General features: G+C 36.2%; 20 protein-coding genes and 3 pseudogenes. 18 read left to right on the forward strand and 5 right to left on the reverse strand.

All coding sequences use genetic code 11. From position 1 onward, the window contains the following. The first annotated feature begins 68 nt into the window (after nt 1–68). Together amt and MVE64_RS17560 are read left to right on the forward strand one after the other, a co-directional pair. On the forward strand, nt 69–2,354 hold the full coding sequence (amt, locus tag MVE64_RS17555; protein ID WP_247339896.1) for an ammonium transporter: 2,286 nt from the start codon (nt 69–71) through the stop codon (nt 2,352–2,354). A gap of 413 nt (nt 2,355–2,767) precedes the next feature. Beyond that, the gene (locus MVE64_RS17560) at nt 2,768–3,787 is read left to right on the forward strand and encodes a LacI family DNA-binding transcriptional regulator (RefSeq protein WP_247339898.1); all 1,020 of its coding nucleotides are present in this window, start codon (nt 2,768–2,770) and stop codon (nt 3,785–3,787) included. Nucleotides 3,788–3,934: 147 nt separating this feature from the next. Here the strand turns inward: MVE64_RS17560 and yhfH are convergent, their stop codons facing one another. Then, nucleotides 3,935–4,069, reverse strand: a complete 135-nt coding sequence (yhfH, locus tag MVE64_RS17565; protein ID WP_098794870.1) for a protein YhfH — start codon at nt 4,067–4,069, stop codon at nt 3,935–3,937. A 228-nt stretch (nt 4,070–4,297) separates the two neighbouring features. On the opposite strand from yhfH, the gene MVE64_RS17570 reads away from it, so the two are divergent. The 5 genes and pseudogenes from MVE64_RS17570 to MVE64_RS17590 all read left to right on the forward strand — a co-directional run bounded on the left by MVE64_RS17570 (nt 4,298) and on the right by MVE64_RS17590 (nt 9,966). Next, a complete protein-coding gene (locus MVE64_RS17570; protein WP_247339899.1) occupies nt 4,298–5,032 on the forward strand; it encodes an MBL fold metallo-hydrolase in 735 nt (244 codons plus the stop codon). Nucleotides 5,033–5,384: 352 nt separating this feature from the next. After that, nucleotides 5,385–6,943 (forward strand): annotated as a pseudogene (locus MVE64_RS17575) (fatty acid--CoA ligase family protein). A gap of 228 nt (nt 6,944–7,171) precedes the next feature. Then, a complete protein-coding gene (locus MVE64_RS17580; RefSeq protein ID WP_247339900.1) occupies nt 7,172–8,188 on the forward strand; it encodes an ABC transporter substrate-binding protein in 1,017 nt (338 codons plus the stop codon). Then, entirely contained in the window at nt 8,181–9,197 is a 1,017-nt protein-coding gene (locus MVE64_RS17585; RefSeq protein ID WP_281730377.1) for an ABC transporter permease, read from the forward strand. The genes MVE64_RS17580 and MVE64_RS17585 overlap by 8 nt, the downstream gene beginning before the upstream one ends. Further along, nucleotides 9,172–9,966 (forward strand): ABC transporter ATP-binding protein, encoded by a 795-nt coding sequence (locus tag MVE64_RS17590; protein ID WP_098794865.1) that lies wholly within the window; start codon nt 9,172–9,174, stop codon nt 9,964–9,966. Before MVE64_RS17585 ends, MVE64_RS17590 begins: the two co-directional genes overlap by 26 nt. 41 nt (nt 9,967–10,007) lie before the next feature. On the opposite strand, the gene nagB is transcribed toward MVE64_RS17590, so the two are convergent. Both nagB and nagA read right to left on the reverse strand, forming a co-directional pair. Then, complete coding sequence (gene nagB / locus MVE64_RS17595; protein WP_247339902.1) at nt 10,008–10,751, reverse strand: glucosamine-6-phosphate deaminase; 744 nt, start codon at nt 10,749–10,751, stop codon at nt 10,008–10,010. Nucleotides 10,752–10,788: 37 nt separating this feature from the next. After that, entirely contained in the window at nt 10,789–11,985 is a 1,197-nt protein-coding gene (gene nagA, locus MVE64_RS17600) for an N-acetylglucosamine-6-phosphate deacetylase (protein WP_247339906.1), read from the reverse strand. A gap of 150 nt (nt 11,986–12,135) precedes the next feature. On the opposite strand from nagA, the gene MVE64_RS17605 reads away from it, so the two are divergent. The 6 genes and pseudogenes from MVE64_RS17605 (at nt 12,136) to aceA (ending at nt 18,277) form a co-directional block, all read left to right on the forward strand. Beyond that, nucleotides 12,136–12,687 (forward strand): helix-turn-helix domain-containing protein, encoded by a 552-nt coding sequence (locus tag MVE64_RS17605; protein ID WP_098794863.1) that lies wholly within the window; start codon nt 12,136–12,138, stop codon nt 12,685–12,687. Nucleotides 12,688–12,718: 31 nt separating this feature from the next. Continuing rightward, nucleotides 12,719–13,444, forward strand: coding sequence for an AzlC family ABC transporter permease (locus MVE64_RS17610; protein WP_121664658.1), 726 nt, complete (start codon nt 12,719–12,721; stop codon nt 13,442–13,444). After that, entirely contained in the window at nt 13,437–13,745 is a 309-nt protein-coding gene (locus MVE64_RS17615; protein ID WP_098794861.1) for an AzlD domain-containing protein, read from the forward strand. Before MVE64_RS17610 ends, MVE64_RS17615 begins: the two co-directional genes overlap by 8 nt. A gap of 103 nt (nt 13,746–13,848) precedes the next feature. Next, a pseudogene (locus MVE64_RS17620) lies at nt 13,849–15,110 on the forward strand (M48 family metallopeptidase). 223 nt (nt 15,111–15,333) lie between these two features. Next, a complete protein-coding gene (gene aceB / locus MVE64_RS17625; protein WP_281730378.1) occupies nt 15,334–16,923 on the forward strand; it encodes a malate synthase A in 1,590 nt (529 codons plus the stop codon). Between the two features lie 69 nt (nt 16,924–16,992). Continuing rightward, nucleotides 16,993–18,277: pseudogene (gene aceA / locus MVE64_RS17630) on the forward strand (isocitrate lyase). Nucleotides 18,278–18,367: 90 nt separating this feature from the next. Here the strand turns inward: aceA and MVE64_RS17635 are convergent. Continuing rightward, a complete protein-coding gene (locus MVE64_RS17635; RefSeq protein ID WP_121664662.1) occupies nt 18,368–18,601 on the reverse strand; it encodes an IDEAL domain-containing protein in 234 nt (77 codons plus the stop codon). A 153-nt stretch (nt 18,602–18,754) separates the two neighbouring features. Here MVE64_RS17635 and MVE64_RS27435 point away from each other — a divergent pair, with 153 nt between their 5' ends. Then, nucleotides 18,755–18,880 (forward strand): hypothetical protein, encoded by a 126-nt coding sequence (locus MVE64_RS27435; protein ID WP_281730379.1) that lies wholly within the window; start codon nt 18,755–18,757, stop codon nt 18,878–18,880. Between the two features lie 130 nt (nt 18,881–19,010). Beyond that, on the forward strand, nt 19,011–19,583 hold the full coding sequence (locus tag MVE64_RS17640) for a competence protein ComK (protein WP_247339908.1): 573 nt from the start codon (nt 19,011–19,013) through the stop codon (nt 19,581–19,583). Nucleotides 19,584–20,018: 435 nt separating this feature from the next. Here the strand turns inward: MVE64_RS17640 and MVE64_RS17645 are convergent, their stop codons facing one another. Further along, nucleotides 20,019–20,378 (reverse strand): YhjD family protein, encoded by a 360-nt coding sequence (locus tag MVE64_RS17645; RefSeq protein WP_247339910.1) that lies wholly within the window; start codon nt 20,376–20,378, stop codon nt 20,019–20,021. Between the two features lie 158 nt (nt 20,379–20,536). Here MVE64_RS17645 and MVE64_RS17650 point away from each other — a divergent pair, with 158 nt between their 5' ends. The 3 genes from MVE64_RS17650 (at nt 20,537) to MVE64_RS17660 (ending at nt 21,906) form a co-directional block, all read left to right on the forward strand. Continuing rightward, nucleotides 20,537–21,154 (forward strand): TVP38/TMEM64 family protein, encoded by a 618-nt coding sequence (locus MVE64_RS17650; RefSeq protein ID WP_247339912.1) that lies wholly within the window; start codon nt 20,537–20,539, stop codon nt 21,152–21,154. Nucleotides 21,155–21,169: 15 nt separating this feature from the next. Next, nucleotides 21,170–21,673, forward strand: coding sequence for a signal peptidase I (gene lepB, locus MVE64_RS17655; RefSeq protein ID WP_098794852.1), 504 nt, complete (start codon nt 21,170–21,172; stop codon nt 21,671–21,673). A gap of 68 nt (nt 21,674–21,741) precedes the next feature. Beyond that, nucleotides 21,742–21,906, forward strand: coding sequence for a hypothetical protein (locus tag MVE64_RS17660; protein WP_247339914.1), 165 nt, complete (start codon nt 21,742–21,744; stop codon nt 21,904–21,906). Nucleotides 21,907–22,020 lie beyond the last annotated feature (114 nt).

Raw genomic sequence — 22,020 nt, forward strand, 5'->3', positions numbered from 1 at the left:
CCTTTTTGCCTAGAATGTTATAAAATATAACATCATATGTAACTATTATTATCATTTGGAGGTAGAAAATGGAGACGATCGAATTAAATATGAATGTTTTATGGATTGTTATTGCGACCTTTCTAGTCTTTTTTATGCAGGCTGGCTTCACTTTGCTTGAGGCTGGGTTGGTAAGAGCGAAAAATTCCATTAATGTAGCAATGAAGAATGTCATTGATTTACTCATTACAACAATTGTGTTTGCCTTGGTTGGTTTTGCATTAATGTTTGGCAGTTCATCTTCTGGATGGATAGGACTAGATGGATTTTTTTTACGAGGCCTTGAAGAAGATCCTTATAATTGGGCATTTTTATTATTTCAAATTGTTTTTGCTGGAACAGCTGCGACGATCGTTTCCGGCGCAATTGCTGAACGAGTGAAGTTTGGAGCATATATTATCGGAACTATTATGATAAGTGCAATCATTTATCCAATCTTCGGTCATTGGGCTTGGGGAAGCTTATGGAGTGGAGAAGATCAAGGGTGGCTTGAGGCACTAGGTTTTATAGATTTCGCTGGTTCAACTGTTGTCCATTCCATTGGGGGCTGGGTTGCTTTGGCAGCTACGATTATCGTAGGACCTCGAATTGGAAAATATACTTTTACTGGTGAAACTCAAAAATTCGCTATGTCGAATGCAGTTTTAGCTGTAACTGGTGTATTTATTTTATGGCTTGGTTGGTTTGGGTTTAATGCAGGATCTACCGGAATAGCAGATGTAAGTATTGCAGTAATATCTTTAAACACTCATTTCGGTGCCGTAAGCGGTGGAACAGCTGCATTAATCATTAGTTGGGTGCTTGATAAAAGACCTCGCGTAGAGGATATATTAAACGGAATTCTCGCAGGTCTTGTTTCTGTAACGGCAGGTGCTAATATATTAACTCCAGAGTTTGCTTTGATAAGCGGGGCAATTGGTGGAATACTAGTTATTTTCTCTTTAAGATTAATAGACTCTGTCTTTAAGATTGATGATGCAATTGGAGCGATTGCTGTTCATGGTGTGTGTGGAGCATGGGGAACGCTGGCTTTAGCTTTATTTGCACCACTTGAAAGTCTTGTGCGTGAAACTAGAATAGAACAAATTGGTGTTCAACTGTTGGGGATAGGAACAGCTTTTGTCTGGGCTTTTGGGATGGGGTTAATCATATATGGAATCATGAAATTTACAATGAAAATAAGAGTAGAAAAAGAAGAAGAAGAAGCAGGCTTAAACGTTAGTGAGCATGGTGCTTCAATATCTGTATTAGACACAATTGTCGCAATGAATGAGATTGCTGCCGCGAAGGGTGATTTAACGAAAAAAATCCACTACGAGGCTGGAGAGGATATGGCCGAGCTTAATGAAGCTTTTAATACTGTGCTATCAACGTTAAACGATCTTGTCCATCAAGTAAAAACACAAACAGCTAATGTGCTTTCCACAACAGACAATGTATTATCCCTAAGTGAGGATTCAAAACAGAGTGCCAGTCTTCAAATGACTGAAATAGATGAAACTTATTCATACGTGACACAATCAGAAAAGTGGTTGGAGAAAGAAATTGAAGTCGAAAATCAAGTTATTGCAGAGATTCAGCAGGCATTCTCGTCGATTGAACAAATTGGAAATCAATTAAATTGGATTCAAAAGGAAATATCGGACATTTCAAGCTTTGTTCATAACGTAGGAGAGCTCAATGAAGATGTGCATCAAAAGATGACATTGTTTAATGAAAATATCTCTAAGATTACCAACTATGCTAATGAAAGTGGGCAGATGATAGACATTATTACGGATGTTTCTGAACAAATAAACTTATTGTCCCTCAACGCTAGCATTGAAGCAGCAAGAGCTGGGGAATCAGGACGGGGCTTTACAATAGTAGCGAATGAGATTAAAAAGCTTGCTCTAAAATCTAAAAGTTCTACTGAAGATATTCGAAAGATGATTCAGCAAACAACACGAGAAACCACTGCCGGTTTTTCAGAGGTAATAGAGCTTTCTAAAAAAATAGACCTACTTAGCACGGAATTATCCAAAATGCCAAAACGATTTAATACGATTGATGAAAAAGTCTACCAGGTGAGTCATTTTATGAACAGCTTTCTTGTTACATTAGAACGAGTTAATCAAGATACAGTAACGATCCAAGGAAGAAGATATGAACAACAAGACAGCTTTAAGAAAATGACTGGCCGAATGGAACAAGTCTATCAAAATATGAAAACCAACCTAGAACTTTCCTTTGATATGGTAGAAAAAATAAAAACAATGAAAGAACAAAACGAAGAACTACAACACTCAGTCAGCCAATTTGTTACGGCTAAGTAGCTGTGTATCTATCTAATAATCAACAAGAATAGAGTCATTGGGCTTTATTCTTGTTTTTGTAATAGGTGATTGCATTAGTGAAAATTGAAGCATTATAATCATATTTTAAAACGACTAGTGAAATGGAGCGGAAGACACTTGACTCCTGCGGGAGGTAGAGGAAAGGGTGAGACCCCGCAGGCGATGTCGAGGAGGCTCAGCTTCCTCCCCGCGGAAAGCAAGTGTCTGTAGCGTAATGGAACGGTCTAAATCTATAGCCCCTTTATAAAGTAACATCCTATTATCTATGAAAAATAGGAACAATTTTGAAAAAAAGATTGAATAATAAATAATATTTTCATATAATTAAAACTGAAAACGTTTCCAAAGGTCAAACAAGGTGGGCAACATAGAGCCTATGGGGAGGGAGAAATTTGTCTACCATTGAAGATGTCGCGAAACTAGCGGGTTTATCTAGGACAACTGTATCTCGAGTCTTAAATGATCATCCGTATGTTTCTGATGAGAAAAAGAAGCTTGTACAAAAAGCAATGGAACAATTGGGGTATGTTCCGAATTCTGCTGCAAGAAGCTTAAGAAATCAAAAAACCGGGATTATTGCGGTTTTGATACCTAGAATATCAGATCCGTTTTTTAGTCAATTGATTGAAATCTTAGAGATGGAAGCTTCTTCTAAAGGGTATCAATTAATTATTTGCCAGACACAATTTTCAAAACAAAAAGAATGCCGTTATTTAAACCTCCTGAAAACCAAGCAGGTAGATGGGGTCATTATGACATCAGTTGAAAATGATTGGTCAGTTATTGACACTTATTTGAACTTCGGTCCGGTCATTCTTTGTAATGAAAATGTAGATTGTGCTCAAGTACCTATGGTGTATATAAATCAGGCAGAAAGTGGCTACATGGTTGCAAAGTATCTGCTTGAAAGGGGTCATACACGTATTGCGTACTGTTCTAGTGGAATGAGTAGAAAAGGAACACAGTCGAGACTGGAAGGATTTATGTCTGCTTTACAAGAAGCAGATATACATGATTATGATCAGTACTTTTTTGAAAGGGTTTCCACAGTGGGTGATGGTCAGCAGATTTTTCGAAAGCTTGAAAATATGAAGGCTGCACCAACTGCATTAATTGCTGGTGAAGATGCTGTGGCAGCGGGCATTATCTCTGAGGCTAAGAAGTTAGGCTGGAATATTCCTGGAGATTTGACGGTTGTTGGATATGACCATATGACAATGACAAAATTAATTGATCCAATGATTGCAACGGTTATACAACCAGTAGAGATCATGGCTAAAAAATCAATTGAAGTCATTTGCGAAAAAATACATAAAAAACAATTCCGTGTTTTTGAGAACCATGAATTCTCTTCAAAACTAGTATTTCGACAATCATTATTAAACAATAGAAATCTAGTTGCGACATCTTAAAGAAGAAGGAGATCCTAACCTTCTTCTTTTTTATTTTTATGCATGAAAAAGAAACTAAGGTGTAGAGTCCTTAGTTTCTTTTTTTGTTCTGTATCAGATGTGAAAATATAAAGCTGTTATTGAACAGATTAGGCGCAAGTAAACGATTTAGATTTCAGTAACATGTAAGCATTCATTGCAAGTGTTACCATAGCACTCATGTTGTTCTTCAATTTCGTTGCCACATTCTTTACATTGTTTTTTAGGTAAGTTTCTGAAAAATTCAGTTATTTTCATGATCATTTGGAATCCCCTCCGTTTGATTTGTTACACTCATTGTATTATAACAGTTTAAAAAGTGTCAACAACTGTTTTGTAACAATTTTCGAGTGAATAGGTAAAAGTTGTTGATTTGTAAGAGTTTTACTAACTAAAAATAGGTGTTAGCCAATTTTTGGTATAAAGTATTTCGATTTTATGAATCCTAATACTGGTTTATAATGGAAAGATCAATAAGTAGGGGGATTAGAGATGGAAGTAACAGTTGTTGGCTTTTGGGGTGGTTTTCCCAAAGCAAATGAAGCTACATCAGGATATTTAGTGGAGTCAAATGGATTTAAACTACTGGTGGATTGTGGGAGTGCTGTGCTATCAAAACTACAAGAGTACTTAGCAATTGATGAATTGGATGCCGTCATTTTATCCCACTATCATCACGATCATATCGCTGATGTTGGTCCCCTGCAATATGCTCGCTATGTTACAACGATCCTTAATGGAAAAGGAAAAACGCTGCCAATTTATGGTCATAAGTTAGATGATGAAGGCTTTCAGAAGCTAACATATAAAGATGCAACTAAAGGTATCGAGTATACATCAGATCAAGTGGTTTCGGTTGGGCCCTTTACTATCTCTTTTTTAGAAACATCTCATCCGGCACCATGCTTTGCAATGAAAATAACAGATCATAAGTCAACGGTCATTTATACGGCAGATTCTAGCTATAAGCATGAGTTTATACCGTTTTCAAATAAAGCTGATCTCCTTATCGCTGAGTGCAGTCTTTATTCACATCAAGATGGTGCGAAGATGGGGCATATGAATAGTCGGGAAGTTGGAGAAATTGCTCAAAAAGCAGGAGTGAACCAACTTCTTATTACTCATTTACCTCATTTTGGAGATCATAATGATTTAAAAAGAGATGCGGGGAAGATCTTCTCAGGTAAAGTACTTCTTGCCAAGAGTGGTCTGAAAATTAATTGTTAGTAAAGGGTTACTACTTACTAGTGACCCTTTATCTGTAAAAATATTTTAACTTCAAAATGAATACAGGTAAAAAATTCGGCTTAAGTTAATTGGAAATCACTATAATTGCTTCAAAGAAATTCCTATAAAACTGTAAAATATAATATGAAATCCATTCCATGTGATTGTATAATTTTTCTTCTTTCAATATAATAAAGATAGAATATTTATAAAGTTGGCGATATGAGTAATTTATAAAGCCTATATGAAAAAACGAATATTCTAGTGTAGCCGTTGTCTCATGGATAGCAAGGGAGTATTTTTAAAAATACAAAATGAATGGTTGTTCATTCATTTTTAAAGGGGTGGGAGAATGAATTTATCTTTACGGTTTTCAGAAACTGTAAAAGAACATGGAACAAAGCCGGCATTTATTTTTGAAGGTAATGAAACTTCTTATTTGCAGTTAGAGGGAGCAATTAATCAATTTGCAAGCAGCTTAACAGACATGGGAATAAACAAAGGGGATCATGTCGCAGTTGTATTAGGGAATTCACCTTATTTTGTTATCTCTTTATACGGAGCTTTAAGAGCTGGAGCAACCGTTATTCCGATCAATCCTATCTACACACCTGATGAAATTGCTTATATTGTTAATAACGGAGATGTTAAGTCAGTCATTACGTTAGATTTGTTAATACCGTTATTTGAAAAAATGAATGAAAAGCTGCCGAAGCTTGAACACATTATTACGTGTGAAACACCACCTACTGATAGCAAAACCGATGTAGATGTAACGAAGCTATCTATTTACACAAAAATGAAAGGGTTTACAAAAATGCTTTCAACAGGTAACCCGAGCTTTGTTGGTCCAGAGTTATCAGATGATGATGTTGCTGTTATTCTCTATACGTCTGGTACAACTGGTAAACCAAAGGGTGCGATGTTGACGCATAAAAACTTATATAGCAATGCAATTGATACGGCAAATTATTTAAAGATTACAAGTGATGATATTGTTGTGACAACATTGCCGATGTTTCATGTATTTTGCTTAACAGTTTCTTTAAATGCACCTTTAATGAATGGAGCCACATTACTTATTGTTCCGAGATTCAGTCCTGAAATTGCTTTTGAATTGGTTAAGAGCTATCAGGCAACAGTTTTTGCTGGAGTTCCAACTATGTATAACTTCTTACTTCAGTATGACAAAGCACAGCCTGATGATTTAAAGTCTTTGCGCATTTGTATCTCAGGTGGGGCATCAATGCCTGTAGCATTATTGAAAGGATTTGAACAAAAGTTCAAAGTCATTGTTTCTGAGGGTTATGGTTTATCTGAAGCTTCTCCGGTTACTTGCTTTAATCCACTTGACCGCCCAAGAAAGGCTGGTTCAATTGGTACAAATATTGTGAACGTTGAAAATAAGGTTGTAAATGAGCTTGGAGAGGAATTACCACCAAATCATGTAGGAGAGCTTATCGTTAGGGGTCCTAATGTTATGAAGAAATTTATTATAAAATGCCAGAAGAAACGGCACATACATTACGAGACGGTTGGCTATATACAGGTGATTTGGCAAGACAGGATGAAGAAGGGTATTTCTATATTGTTGATCGGAAGAAAGATATGATTATTGTAGGTGGTTATAATGTATATCCACGTGAAGTGGAAGAGGTACTTTATAATCATGAAGAAGTTGTAGAGGTTGCTGTATTAGGTGTGCCTGATCCAAATTTCGGCGAAGCAGTCAAATGCTTTGTCGTCGTTAAGGATGACAAAATGACAGAGGATGACCTTTTAGAGTACTGTAAACAGCACCTTGCTAAGTACAAAGTACCTAGTTCAATTGAATTCTTAGAAGAGCTACCAAAGAATACAACTGGGAAGATATTAAGGAGAGCTCTAAAAGATCAAGTTTTACAAAAATAGTATTTTGCTAGAATGAAATGAATGGTATTTTTTTCATTAACAAAAACACAGATATCCTTATGATATCTGTGTTTTTTCGCTTTAAAGTGAGGAAGTGTAGGGTGAAAAATAGAAAAAAACATTATTAAATTTTCAAAAAATATTGAACTATTTGATTTCTACTGTATAATTTAATCAATAAAAGCATAAAAGCATAAAAGGGTATAAGAATTAAAGGGGGACTTTTGAATGAAAAAAGGTTGGAAAATGGGTACAGGTTTAATGCTTGCTAGCTTTCTAGCATTATCAGGTTGTGGAGGTAGTGAAGGAACGTCTGAAAGTAGCAGCGGAGACTCTGGTTCAGATGCTGGTAGCGGAGAAAAGACCTATACAATTGGTGTAAACCAAATCGTTGAACATCCATCACTTGATGCAGCATTAGAAGGATTTAAAGCAGCATTAAAAGAAAAAGGCTTGGAAGTTGAATATGATGTTCAAATTGCACAAGGAGATCAAAATAATAGCCAAACGATTGCTAATAACTTTGTTGGTGATGGAGTTGACTTAATATTCGCTAACTCAACACCAAGCGCTCAGAGTGCTTTAAATGCAACAACAGATATTCCAATTATCTTTACTTCTGTAACAGATCCAGTTGGAGGCGGCTTAGTAAAAAGCTTTGAAGAACCTGGTGCAAACATAACAGGAACAACAGATACACATCCGGATGCGATTCCTAATACAGTGAAGTTTATTGATGAGAACATTGAAGGCACTAAAGTTGGGATGATCTATAACTCTGGAGAACAGAACTCTGTTGCTCAAATTGATCTTGTTAAGAAAGCAATGGAAGGTACAGATTTAGAGGTTGTTGAAGCTTCTGTATCAACATCAGCAGAAGTAAAACAAGCAACAGAATCTTTAGTTGGTAAAGTTGATTCTTTATATGTTATCACAGATAACACAGTAGTTTCTGCATTAGAAAGTGTAATTGGTGTTGCTAGTGATAATGATATTCCATTATTTGTTGGTGAGCTTGATTCAGTTGCACGTGGTGGCTTTGCTGCCTATGGTTTTGACTATTATGATATTGGCTTTGAAGCAGGGGAAATGGCAGTTAGTATTTTAAATGGTGAGAAAAAAGCAAGTGAAATTCCAGTACAATATCCTCAAAAACTTAAACTGCAAATCAATGCAAAATCAGCTGAGGATATGGGAATTGAAATAAAAGAGGAATGGAAAGAAGAAGCAGAAATTCTTGAATAAAGGTGAGAAATTATGTTTACGTACCCTATTTGGATCAGTAGAGTCAGGCTTAATTTATGCGATTATGGCTCTTGGAGTATACTTATCATTTAGAATATTAGACTTTCCTGATTTAACAGTAGACGGCAGCTTTGTAACTGGCGCAGCAGTGAGTGCCGTATTAATTGTTAACGGTGTGAATCCTTTCCTGGCCACATTAGTCGCATTGGTTGTAGGATTTCTGGCTGGCTGCATCACAGGGGTGCTGCACACTAAGGGAAATATTAATCCTCTTCTATCGGGAATATTAATGATGATCGCCTTGTATTCTATTAATCTTAGAATTATGGGAAAATCAAATGTTCCGTTACTACAGGAAGAAACTGTTTTTACACAACTTTTAGAAGGCTGGAACAAGCTTGGGATTGATGCTGGCCTTAAAAGTCTTTTTATTTCAATTGGCCTGGAGGGGTTTGTTCCGAAAACATGGTCAGTTGTTATTACGATGTTAATCATGATTTTAGTAATTAAATACCTTTTAGACTATTTCCTGAAAACAGAGCTTGGTCTAGCGATTAGAGCTGTTGGTGATAATCAAAATATGATTACGAGCTTTTCTGCAAATACAGATATGCTCAAAATTGTAGGACTTGGTTTATCGAATGCACTTGTAGCATTTTCCGGCGCATTTATTGCTCAGTATAATGGCTTTAGCGATGTTGGTATGGGTATAGGGATGATTATCATTGGTTTAGCATCTGTTATTATTGGTGAGGCATTAGTTGGTACAAAAACAATTGTTCGTGCAACGATAGCCGTTATTATCGGAGCAATTGTCTATCGAATTATTGTTGCGATGGCACTTCGAGTAAACTTTTTCGAAACAGGAGATATGAAGCTGATTACAGCATGTATTGTTATAGGAGCACTTGTTATTCCGCAAATCATTGATAAGCAAAAAGATAAACGGAAGAAAAGCTTACGAAGAAAGCGGGGTGCGAACATTGCTACAACTAAAGCAAATATATAAAGTTTTCAATGAAGGATCCCTTGATGAGAAAATCGCCTTAAACCATTTATCGTTGTCTTTAGAAGAAGGAGACTTTGTTACGGTTATTGGAAGTAATGGTGCAGGTAAGTCTACGCTATTAAATGTTATTGCCGGACGAATCACTCCAGATGATGGTGATGTTCAAATTAAGGACAGATCCATGCTTGATGTAAGAGAGTACAAACGCTCACGATATATTGGGCGGGTTTTCCAAGATCCGATGGCGGGAACAGCGCCAACTTTAACGATTGAAGAAAACCTAGCAATTGCTTATTCCAGAGTTCATAAACGAAGCCTAAAGCCGGGTGTTACAGCGAAACGACGTGTGTTTTTTAAAGAGCAGTTAGAAATGTTAGGTCTTGGTCTTGAAAATCGTTTGTCTGCTAAAGTTGGATTACTTTCTGGTGGAGAACGTCAGGCTTTATCTCTATTAATGGCCACATTTACAAAGCCTGATATTCTTTTGCTTGATGAGCACACAGCTGCACTCGATCCTTCAAGAGCAGAGTTAATTACGAACTTAACGAAGAAGCTTGTTGAAAAAGGGAATTTAACGACGTTAATGATTACCCATAATATGCAACAGGCTGTAGACCTTGGAAATCGACTGATCATGATGGATAAGGGACAAATTGTTTTTCAGGCTGAGGGAAATCAAAAACAAGGATTAACGGTAAATTCATTATTAGAAGAGTTCTCAAAAATTAAATCAGATAGCTCATTATCTGATAAAGCTTTACTTATCTAAAAAGGTACATGTCCCAATGTCGGGGCATGTACCTTTTGTTTTTATCTTAACCCGATCTCCTTAGCGAGCAACAACGCCTCTTCGTCAGCAATAACCGTAATATTTGGATGTTTGTTTAATATAGAAGCTGGGAAGCTTTCTGAAACTTCACCGCTAAGAAGTTGTACCATTGCATGTTGCTTTGTCTGACCTGATGCTAGTAGGATAATTTCCTTGCTATTAAAGATCGTTTGAATCCCCATCGTAATGGCTTGCGAAGGTACTTCACATATATTGTTAAAAAACCGCATGTTTGCTTCTCGAGTGGAGGCTGTAAGGTTCACAACATGTGTTTTAGAATAAAAGGGAGTACCGGGTTCATTAAAGCCGATATGCCCATTTGCTCCTATGCCTAAAAGTTGTAAATCAATGCCCCCGATTGCATTGATTTTTTCCTCATATACTTCACATTCAGCTTGATTGTTATCGTTGATGCCTGATGGAATATGAATTTGTTTCGGTGGGATGTTAACATGATGAAACAGATTGTCATGCATGTATTGATAATAACTATTTTGGTGATCTTTAGATAACCCGATGTATTCGTCTAAATTAAATGTAGTTATATGAGAGTAATCTGTTCGATTTTTATCATAATCATGTACAAGGTATTGATAAATACCTTTGGGGGAGCTACCGGTTGCCAGTCCTAGGGTTAGTCTAGGATATGTTGTTATTTTTGTTAAGAAATAACGAGCAGCAAGTTCACTCATTTCATCATAACTGATTACCTCAATTACTTTCATAGACAACACCTCCTAAAACTAATTTCCCTGTAGCTTATTAATAACTTCCATCTCTTGTATAAGCGATTTCCCCATTACAGATGGTTAAATATACGTTCATTTTATCATCAAGAATAACAATATCTGCATCTTTGCCAACGGCTAGACTTCCTTTTCTATCAAACAAGCCCAACTGTTTTGCAGGGTTTTCAGAAGCCATTTTTATAGCTGCTTGAATGCTGCATCCAGTGAAAAGTTGAATGTTTTTAAAAGCATCTATCATTTTTAATACACTGCCAGCCAGTACATGATCTCTGAGTAGTGCTTTACCAGCTTTTACAGTAACAATTTGTCCACCTAATTCATACTGACCATCATTAAGCCATTTTGCTCTCATTGAATCTGTAATTAAGATTAAGCGATTTTCTGTAATTTGTTGGTAAGCAAGCTTGACCATTTCAGGTCGAACGTGAATGCCATCTGCAATCAATTCAACCATAAGTTCTTCCTGCAAAAAGGCTGCTCCTACAATACCTGGTTCACGATGATGGAGCCCTGTCATTTGATTGAAAAGATGTGTTACATGGTTTAGTCCGGCTTCAATCGCACAAAGTACTTGATCATATGTTGCTTGTGAGTGGGCTACCGATGAAATAATCCTTTGATTCTTTAAGTAGTTTATAAATTCAAATCCGTCTGGAAGTTCAGGAGCGAGAGTAACCAGCTTGATCGTATGATTTGATAAAGACTCCCACTTTTTAAATGTGTGTAGATTTATAGGTTGAACATGATCCACAGGTTGTGCACCAACCCGATCTTTACTAATAAAAGGTCCTTCTAAGTGAATGCCTAAAGGTTCTGCTTTTCCATGGCTACAGTTTGCATTTATATAAGTTCCTGTATGTATTAAAGACCTCTCAATTGCCCTGGGGTCCTCTGTCATTGTGGTAGGAAGAAAACTTGTTGTTCCTTCCATTGGTAGAGTAGATGAGATCACGTCTAATGCGTCTTTTGTTGCATCCATTGTATCTGCGCCATTTAGTCCGTGAATATGAAGATCGATCATACCAGGGATGATTTTATAATCCTTAGGTACCGTTATTATCTCATACCCTTCTCTATCTGCTAACTCAGAGGATTGACCTATTTCATCTATGTATTGATTCTTTATTTTTAAATAACCATTCTCTATTATTTGATCTTCTAGATAAAGTGATCCATTTTGAATGAGTAGTTTGGGAGAAGATGCTTTCATGTTTCTCTCCTTTGCATTAGTTTATTTATACTCAATGTACATGATGTAAGGTTAAAAGGAAATAAAAGGAGAAAAAAGAAAGTAATCATTGTTTGTTATACGATACGATTGTATAATATATTAAACAATAACAAAAAATGGGAGAAATATATGAATTCAATTCAAACTCAAATTGCGGAGAATCTAAAAAATATACGTAAGCTTAGAGGGTATAGCTATGATCAGCTTGCTCAATTAACTGGTGTAAGCAAGGGGATGCTGTCACAAATCGAAAAAGGAGAATCAAGTCCAACCGTAAACACTCTTTGGAAAATTGCAAATGGCCTCCAAGTGTCATTTTCATCATTAGTGGAGGAAAAAGAGCCAACTGTTACAGTTGTGAGACTACATGAAAAAACAGCCGTAACAGAAAATGACGAACAATTACAAGTATATCCTTATTTTCCTTTTGATTCATCAAAAAAGTTTGAGGTGTATTTTCTTGAATTAATGCCAGGTTGTGTTCATGAATCAGAAAGACATCATGGAAGTGTGGAGGAATATATTTTAGTTTGTGATGGAGAAGCAACGATCTCCATTCAAGATGTGAAATATGTTCTAAAAAAAGGGGATTCTATGCGTTTTCAGGCAAGTCAGTCCCATACGTATGCAAATCTTACGGATCAAAAAACAAGTTTTTATCTACTAATGTATTATTCATAAATCATGATAAGCAATAAAAGGAGGTATTATTATGTCTACAACCACTTTAGCGAAAAAGCAATCTGATTTTCTTCAAGGAACACAAGGTGGGATTAGCATTGCGATTGGGTATTTACCTGTTGCTTTAACATTTGGCTTACTGTCAAAATCTACTGGACTTTCCCTTTCTGAGACAGTGTTAATGAGTTTAATTGTGTTTGCTGGTGCTTCACAATATATATGTTTAAGTTTACTAGCTGTTGGTACTGGAATTATCGAAATTATTTTCACAACATTCATCGTTAATATTCGCCATTTTTTAATGTCTGCTTCACTAAGTGAGAAGGTTGAAAATGACTCATTGTGGAAAAAGGCTCTGTATTCCTTTGGATTAACGGATGAAACGTTTACGGTGGCATCAACGAGGGATGGTAACGTCAATGCTGGATATTTATTTGGACTTATGCTTATTTCTTATGCAAGTTGGGTCATTAACTCAGGAATAGGATATGTTATTGGGGCAAGCTTGCCGACAACAGTTCAAGAAAGTATGGGAATTGCGTTATATGCCATGTTTATTGGCTTATTAATCCCGTCACTTAAGAAGCATCGAAAAGTAATGTATTTGGCAGTGGTTGCAGCGATTTTGAATTCACTTTGTTATGCATCTCAAATGATTTCAACAGGCTGGGCAATTGTTTTATCAACCTTGCTTTCAGCAATAATCGTAGAATTTTTCTATTCTAAACAAACAAATGAGGTGGAACAACGTGGATAAAACAATTTTGTTGATGATAATTGGGATGGGATTAGTAACCTATTTGCCAAGAATGATTCCTTTAGTTGCCTTAGGTCAGTTAAAATTGCCGGTATTTGTCCAAAATGTATTAAAGAATGTACCATATGCGACATTAGGTGCTTTAATTGTTCCAGGGATTTTTCTGATTAGTGATGATATAGTCTTTGGATTAGTAGGTGCGGCTGCAGCAACTCTAATAGCTTTTACAGGAGCAAATGTAATTGTTGTTGTAATGGGTTCAATTGGTACCCTTGTTTTATATAGCATGTTTTTTTCATAGGTTGAGAGGGAGCAAAGACTTAAAAGCCTTCCCTTTTCAGTTCTAATGAAACGAGCTTAGCACTACACTAGAGATAAGAGCTTGTTCAAGGGGGAATGTGCAGATGAGGAAATGGTTAACGCGATCAATTTTACTTTATTTTGTATATGGATTAGCTGTGTACTGGTATTTATTTATCTTTTCCGGATCAGGCGTGCCGGCCCCATATGAGGGAACATCAGCTGATCCTGCAACCTTTATGACAGGAAGAGAATTGATACTATCACAGGAATATTCGACCATTCGAAACTTCTTGTACTTTGTCACGATTCCGTTTGAATGGTTTTTATTATTTGTGTTCATGATAACTGGTTTTTCTCGTAAAATGCAGGACTGGTCAAATGCGACCTCGAAAATTTTTAGCTTGCAATCAGCTATATACTTTTTTTGGTTATCATTATTTATTAGTATTCTCTCCTTTCCTGTTGATATGATTGGTTTTCAATTATCAAAAATGTATCATATTACAACGCAATCCTTTTCCGCTTGGATGAAGGACCAACTCATTGATTTTTGGGTTAACTACTTGTTGATGACAGTCATCATTCTTGTTCTTTACTGGCTTATTAAACGTTTTGAAAAAAGATGGTGGCTTTACGCATGGTTTTTATCAATTCCTTTCTCGTTATTTCTTATGTTTTTTCAACCAGTAGTCATTGATCCGCTTTATAATGATTTCTATCCGTTACAAAACAAAGAACTAGAGGAAAAGATACTAGAGCTAGCTGATCAAGCTGATATTCCTGCTGAGCATGTATATGAAGTGAATATGTCTGAAAAAACAAATGCACTAAATGCTTATGTTACTGGAATAGGCTCTAACTCCAGAATTGTACTGTGGGATACCACGTTAACTCGCTTAAGTGAAGAAGAAATATTATTTATTATGGCTCATGAAATGGGACATTACGTGATGAATCATATTTATGTAGGTATTGCAGGTTATTTATTATTAAGCTTAGTTGGCTTATTTTTAATTGATAAGTTAATGAGACTGTTTATCAAGCGTAATGGTGAATTTTTAAAGATTCGGTCAATGAAAGAGTTAACTTCCTTTCCGTTATTTTTATTGCTTTTAGGAGTGTTAACTTTTGCTTCAAGTCCACTTTCAAATACAGTAGCAAGATATCAGGAAAAGTCAGCAGATATGTATGCGATAGAAATGACAGGTAACCATGAGGCTGCTATACAATCTTTCCAAGAGTTATCTAGGGCAGAAATTTAAGTCAAGTTGATCCTCCAACATTGGTAAAGATTTTCCGATATACGCATCCTACGATGTTAGAAAGAATTTTATATTTAGAAGAACATAAAAAAACAGAATGAGGATGAAACTGTTTTATAACAAAAAGGGATTTGGTGTTGAAAACAACGCCAAGTCCCTTTTTGTTGTTATATCAAGGGTTTCAATGAAAGTCGAAAGCTTGTCAAAAACTTTTTTGAATTTTTTTAAAGAAAATTGTTCCATTTTTATTTAATCTGTTATATATTAGTTTTAGTTACAACAAACTGTATTATAACAATATAAAAGAGGGGTGTTTTTTCAAAAATGGCAACACAAATGACTGGTTGTAAAATTGTTGGAAACATGGTTTCAGAATTTCAGCAAGTATTAACACCTGAGGCGTTGAGGTTTGTTGAAAAGCTAGAACGAAATTTTGGAGATCGCAGACGAGAGCTGTTACAACGAAGAGAGGATAGACAAAAGGAAATTGATAATGGCAAATTACCCGGTTTCTTAGATGAAACAGAGCATATTCGTAATGGAGATTGGATGGTAGCTCCAATACCACAGGATCTTCAAGATCGACGGGTAGAAATAACAGGACCTGTTGATCGAAAGATGGTCATTAACGCTTTGAACTCAGGTGCAAAAGTATTTATGGCTGATTTTGAGGATGCAACATCACCAAGCTGGGAAAATGTGATGAACGGCCAAATCAATCTCAAAGATGCTGTCCGTCGAACAATCTCTTTTGAAAATGAAGGCGGTAAGACGTATCAGTTGAATGAGGAAACAGCAACTTTAAAGATAAGGCCAAGAGGATGGCATCTTGAGGAAAAACATATAGAGCTTGATGGTAAACGAATGTCTGCCAGCTTAGTAGATTTTGGGTTATTCTTTTTTCATAATGCAAAGGAGTTAATTGAACGCGGAAGTGGCCCTTATTTTTATTTACCTAAAATGGAAAGTCATCTTGAAGCAAGATTATGGAATGATTTATTTTGTTTTGCACAAGATGAATTAAATATTTCACGCGGAACCATTAAAGCAACTGTATTAATTGAAACAATCATGGCAGCCTTTGAAATGGATGAAATCCTTTACGAGCTGAAGGAGCACTCAGCGGGATTAAATTGTGGCAGATGGGATTATATTTTTAGTTATCTTAAGAAGCTTAGAAACTGTGAGTCTGTTATTCTACCAGATCGTGCGCAAGTAACAATGACTGTTCACTTTATGAGATCATACTCTTTACTCGCTATCCAAACTTGTCATAAGCGCAATGCCCATGCAATGGGAGGAATGGCGGCACAAATTCCAGTGAAAAACAATCCAGTAGCTAATGAGCGAGCGTTTGAGAAGGTTCGTGCAGATAAAGAAAGAGAAGCAACATACGGCCATGATGGTACATGGGTTGCCCATCCTGCACTTGTTCAAGTGGCGAAGGATGTATTTGATAAACATATGAAAACACCTAATCAGATTCACCGTAAACGAGAAGATGTAAACGTAACCGCAGAAGATTTGTTAGAGGTTCCGGATGGAATCATTACAGAAGAAGGGGTAAGAACAAACATTGATGTTGGAATTCGCTACATTGCATCATGGCTTAGCGGAAGGGGCGCTGCGCCAATCCATAATTTAATGGAAGATGCCGCAACAGCGGAGATATCAAGAGCTCAAGTATGGCAATGGATTCGCCATCCACGAGGAATTCTTGAAGATGGTCGTAAATTAACATTCGAGCTTTATGATTTATTAAGAGATGAAGAAGTTCAAAAGATAAGAGAATCAGTGGGGGAAATAGCTTTTCAGAAAGGTCATTTTGAAGAAGCGGTTTTGGTTTTCGATGTGCTGGTAAAACGCGATGAGTTTATTGATTTCTTAACAATACCTAGCTATGAAAAGCTTTAAACAAAATGTAGTAAGGACAACAAAGGGGAAGTAAGAAAAAAATTTTTTTATAAAAATGGGGGAATAAAAATGAACGGTCAAACAAGAGTAGAAGCATTACAAGAAAGCTGGGAGTTAGATAAACGTTGGGAAGGCATTACACGTCCTTACAGCGCGGAAGAGGTTATTCGTTTAAGGGGTTCAATCGATATCGAGCATACGTTGGCAAGACGAGGAGCAGAAAAGCTTTGGAATTATCTTCACAATGAGGACTACATTCATGCGCTTGGTGCACTTACAGGAAATCAAGCTGTACAGCAAGTAAAAGCGGGCTTTAAAAGCAATTTACTTAAGTGGTTGGCAGGTAGCAGCAGATGCGAACCTTTCAGGTAATATGTATCCAGATCAAAGCTTATATCCTGCAAACAGTGTTCCACACGTTGTAAAACGTATTAATCAAGCCCTACAACGTGCTGATCAAATACAGCATCTTGAAGGAGAAGGAAATATTGACTGGTTTGCTCCGATCGTTGCTGATGCAGAGGCTGGCTTTGGCGGTCAATTAAATGTTTTTGAATTAATGAAATCAATGATTGAATCGGGTGCTGCAGGGGTTCATTTTGAAGATCAATTATCATCAGAGAAAAAATGTGGTCATTTAGGTGGAAAAGTATTATTACCAACTCAGACTGCTGTGAAAAATCTTATTTCTGCTCGCTTAGCAGCCGATGTTATGGGCACACCAACGATCATTATTGCTCGAACAGATGCAGATGCAGCAGATCTTATTACAAGTGACGTTGACCCTGCTGATCATGAGTTTATTACAGGTGAGCGCACAGTAGAAGGATTTTTCCGAACTCGTTCCGGAATTGATCAAGCAATTAGCAGAGGACTTTCATATGCACCATATGCAGATTTAATCTGGTGTGAAACATCTGAGCCTAATTTAGAGCAGGCACAAAAATTTGCTGATGCTATTCATGAGAAGTTCCCTGGAAAACTATTAGCTTACAACTGTTCACCTTCTTTTAACTGGAAGAAAAAGCTTGATGATGAGACAATTGCAAACTTCCAAAAAGAAATTGCAAAAATGGGTTATAAGTTCCAATTTGTTACACTTGCAGGTTTCCATGCTCTAAATCACAGCATGTTTGAGCTTGCACGAGGCTATCGTGATCGTGGAATGGCTGCTTATTCTGAGCTTCAACAAAATGAATTTTCTAGCGAAGTACATGGATATACAGCTACTAGACATCAGCGCGAGGTTGGAACAGGTTACTTTGATGAGGTAGCTCAAACTATTTCTGGTGGAACATCTTCAACAACAGCATTGAAGGGATCAACGGAAGCAGAGCAGTTTACAAAAGCATAATAAAAGAAGAACGGCCAAGGACTACATCCTTGACCGTTCTTTTATGTTATATTGGATAATCACAGAAATAAAGACTGCACATGGCAGCCTTTATCCTAGCTTACGCAATCCTTTGTATTCTTTTGATAGCTTCATAAATACTGTCTTATTCTTTGTGTCAAGTGCATCATTGATACGCTCTTCTAGCAATTCTTTTTTCCTGTTAAACAACGCTTCATCCAAAATCATTTGAATATACATGTCTAATACAGGTTGCTCGGATGGAACGTTTTTCGTGTTACGGGACTTCATGATTTCAGTGTACGACGACTTTTTATTTTTCATGAAAGATCACCCCTGATGCCTTTTTTATATTGTATGGAATTTTAAGGAGAAAATCAACCGAATTGTTAAAATTTTTAAAAAATTTAACAGGAATATTTTTGAAATGTATGAAAATCTTACAATAGGAAAAGATATTCCAAAGGATGTGATGTCATGAATAAAGATGAAGAAACAGAATTATTACCAACTGCTTTAAACCCACTAGTTGGAATTGAAATGGAAGATAGAGATCGTCTGAGAAGCCCATTTGATGATTCAGCAGCTCAGAATAATGAATGACTTCATTACAAATATGTAACAGAAGTCATTTTTTTATGGAGTTTTTGTAAATTTATAGAATTTTGAAAAAAGACATGCTAGATTATTTATGGGATATTTTACCTAATAATTTAGTAAGAGGTGCAAAACAGTGATTGATACGAACAAAATGGTAGTGGAAGATTATCTTATTAACCGATTTACTATGGCCATTCTCCCTGGTGAAAATAGGTATATCACTGAGGTACTGGAGCTTGAGCAAGATCTTACTGTTGGAAAACGCCCAATGGATGTTATTGACCAAAGTTGCAGATATTTTGGGAGTAGTTATAATGGCAGGAAGGAAGGGACTAAAGACTTAATGGGAATTACACATAAACCACCAATTGTAATTGACCCGACAAACTCAATTTACTTCTTCCCAACAACATCCTCCACACGGCCGCATTGTGCATGGCTTTCACATAGTTTTGTGAAAGAATATGTAGGAACAATTGAAGACAATACTTGCATTACGTTTACAAATGGTAAAGTTATAACGTTACCAATGTCAGTAGGGTCCTTTGAAAATCAACTTTTCCGCACAGCACAGTTAAGAACGATTATTTCTTCAAGAATTGAACAAGAACAAAGAAAAATAAATATGCTTCTTTTTCCGAAAGGAGAGAAGGAAGTTAGTTCATTTTATGAACAAATGATAAGAGAAATGAATCGATTTCAATAATTAACCTTCATTGTGAATAAGATAGAATGAGACGAAGCTATCCGATTTGTGGGTAGCTTTTTCAGGGTCTACCTAACGCATAATGATTTTAACTAATAATGCAACATTTAGACACGTTAATCCGTATTACTGCTAAGACATATGATGATAAAGGAGAATATGATGTCATTTAAAAAGAGAAGAGAGAAACATTTACAAAAACGAAGAGCCAAAAGAAAGCATGATACTTATTCCTTATTCGATTTCTTTGCGGATGTTGTCTTTTATTTTCCTGAACTTATTTTTTTACCGTTTCGGATACTATGGTATGGATTAAGAGTCATATTTAGATTTTTTGATTGGACCTAGTGTTGAAGTGCATTAGTTATTGAACTTATTTTCCTTTATTTTGGAAGTACTACTATTTGGGTTGATTTTGTGTGCTTTTCCCATGATTTATTTTTCAGGTTTAAATAAATATAATTCCATAATTTCAGATACTTTGTTTCGAATTCTCGGATTAAAATAATTATGTTTTTCTTCATATCCGTTGTAAATAAAGGAATAAAGAGTGAATGCTTCGTCTCGTTCAACCTGATGAACTTTGATGTTTCGTTTTTGAAGTTCTCGCTTAACGTCAGCCAAATCCTTTTGTACTAGTTTTAATGACTCTTCGACAATAGATAAATATGGACGATGTAATTTAAATGGACTTTGTTGAATAACTGCTAAATCTCTATTAAAAATTGAAACAGCCATCGGTAAATAAATTGCTTGTTCGATCATGTCTCGAACGTCACTTGGTATTCTTGTCACAGAAATGCCCCCTATCGGTTCAGAACATTTGTTCGTATTTAATTATAATTGAATCTTAATAAATTCGCAAGTATGACAAACTTAGTAAGTACCTGTATCTTTTAAGTTTTAACATAAGTGTGTACAATAGATACAAAGGATTTTACAAGGAGTATAAGATGAACTTTGAGACGTTACAGGACATTTTTACATTAGAATATTTAATGGAGCTATTTGAGACCTATCGTTCATTTGGTCCATTTTTCGCGATATTATTACCAATGTTAGAAGCCTTTTTTCCATTTTTACCACTAGTTGTCTTTATTGTTGCCAATGTAAATTCATTTGGACTATGGATGGGATTTTTTTTATCTTGGATTGGGGCTTGTTTAGGTGCTATTATTGTATTCGTTATAATGAGGAAACTTGGCGAATGGAGAGTTTTTAAGAGCCTGAAAGAAAAAAAGGGAATTAAAAAGCTGTTAACCTGGATTGAAAGAAGAGGATTTAGTCCGCTTTTTCTAATTCTTTGTTTTCCGTTTACTCCGTCAGCAGCGATTAATGTTGTTGCAGGTTTGTCCAGAATTAGTTACTGGCAGTTTATATTGGCAGTTCTATCGGGTAAACTAGTCATGATTTTCTTGGTAAGTTTTATCGGGCAGGATCTGCACGCTCTTATAACAAAACCAATTCGATCTGTTATAGCAGGAGTTGTAATCTTTTTACTGTGGTTCATTGGAAAAAGAGTGGAAAAAAGATTGAATACTACCATGACGGTTGAGAAAAAAGAACACTAACCTTTAGGAGGTTATATGAAAAAGCGTAAAATTGCTTTTACGGCAGTAGGAGTATGTTTAACGGCTATTATTGTGAAAAACTTGATCTTTGTTGAATATAAGGTAGAGGGAGTTTCCATGCAGCCAACATATGAGGAAGGAAGATTGCTGTCTATTAACAAGTTAAGCTTATATTTTTCCTCGTTAAAGAGATTTGATGTAGTCGTATTTCAACTCCCGAATAGTGACGACATTTATGTGAAAAGAGTGATTGGTCTCCCGGGTGATGAACTTCATTATAAGGATGATCAGCTTTATGTAAATGGAAAGGCTGTAAATGAACCTTTTCTTTCTCCCGAAGATCTTGATGTTACGAAGCAGACAGGAAACTTTACGCTCGAGGATATTATAGATAAGGGAACAATACCAAAAGGTTATATATTTGTTATAGGTGACAACCGTATTCAAAGCCGGGACAGTCGTCATTTTGGTTTAGTGAAAATGGATGATGTCATAGGAATTGTAGGTAATGAAGAATAATGCTAACTCAACTTGTTTATAACTTGTGGAGTTAGCATTTTTTGATGATAAAGGGAGGGCGTGTGCTATTGTTCATAGGGGTGATGAACGACAAAAGTGTTGAGGGAAGAGCGAGTGGTGTCGTTCATAGGGCGATGAACGACAAAACCCAGATAAAAACAGTCGCAGACGGTCATCATAAGCCAGATGAAAACCAAAACCCAGATAAAAACAGTCGCAGACGGTCTTCATAAGCCAAATGAAGACCAAACCCCAGATAGAATCAGTCGCAGACGGTTTTTGATAAGCCAAATGAAGACCAAAATCCAAATAGAATCCCTCCCAGATGGTCTTCAAAAGCCCGGATG

The organism is Metabacillus endolithicus (assembly GCF_023078335.1).
Lineage (GTDB): Bacteria > Bacillota > Bacilli > Bacillales > Bacillaceae > Metabacillus > Metabacillus endolithicus.

Coding starts and splice junctions, on each gene's coding strand:
- amt (WP_247339896.1), top strand. CDS start 69: ATGGAGACGATCGAATTAAATATGAATGTTTTATGGATTGTTATTGCG.
- yhfH (WP_098794870.1), bottom strand. CDS start 4,069: ATGATCATGAAAATAACTGAATTTTTCAGAAACTTACCTAAAAAACAA.
- MVE64_RS17570 (WP_247339899.1), top strand. CDS start 4,298: ATGGAAGTAACAGTTGTTGGCTTTTGGGGTGGTTTTCCCAAAGCAAAT.
- MVE64_RS17580 (WP_247339900.1), top strand. CDS start 7,172: ATGAAAAAAGGTTGGAAAATGGGTACAGGTTTAATGCTTGCTAGCTTT.
- nagB (WP_247339902.1), bottom strand. CDS start 10,751: ATGAAAGTAATTGAGGTAATCAGTTATGATGAAATGAGTGAACTTGCT.
- nagA (WP_247339906.1), bottom strand. CDS start 11,985: ATGAAAGCATCTTCTCCCAAACTACTCATTCAAAATGGATCACTTTAT.
- MVE64_RS17605 (WP_098794863.1), top strand. CDS start 12,136: ATGAATTCAATTCAAACTCAAATTGCGGAGAATCTAAAAAATATACGT.
- MVE64_RS17610 (WP_121664658.1), top strand. CDS start 12,719: ATGTCTACAACCACTTTAGCGAAAAAGCAATCTGATTTTCTTCAAGGA.
- aceB (WP_281730378.1), top strand. CDS start 15,334: ATGGCAACACAAATGACTGGTTGTAAAATTGTTGGAAACATGGTTTCA.
- MVE64_RS17635 (WP_121664662.1), bottom strand. CDS start 18,601: ATGAAAAATAAAAAGTCGTCGTACACTGAAATCATGAAGTCCCGTAAC.
- MVE64_RS27435 (WP_281730379.1), top strand. CDS start 18,755: ATGAATAAAGATGAAGAAACAGAATTATTACCAACTGCTTTAAACCCA.
- MVE64_RS17650 (WP_247339912.1), top strand. CDS start 20,537: ATGAACTTTGAGACGTTACAGGACATTTTTACATTAGAATATTTAATG.
- lepB (WP_098794852.1), top strand. CDS start 21,170: ATGAAAAAGCGTAAAATTGCTTTTACGGCAGTAGGAGTATGTTTAACG.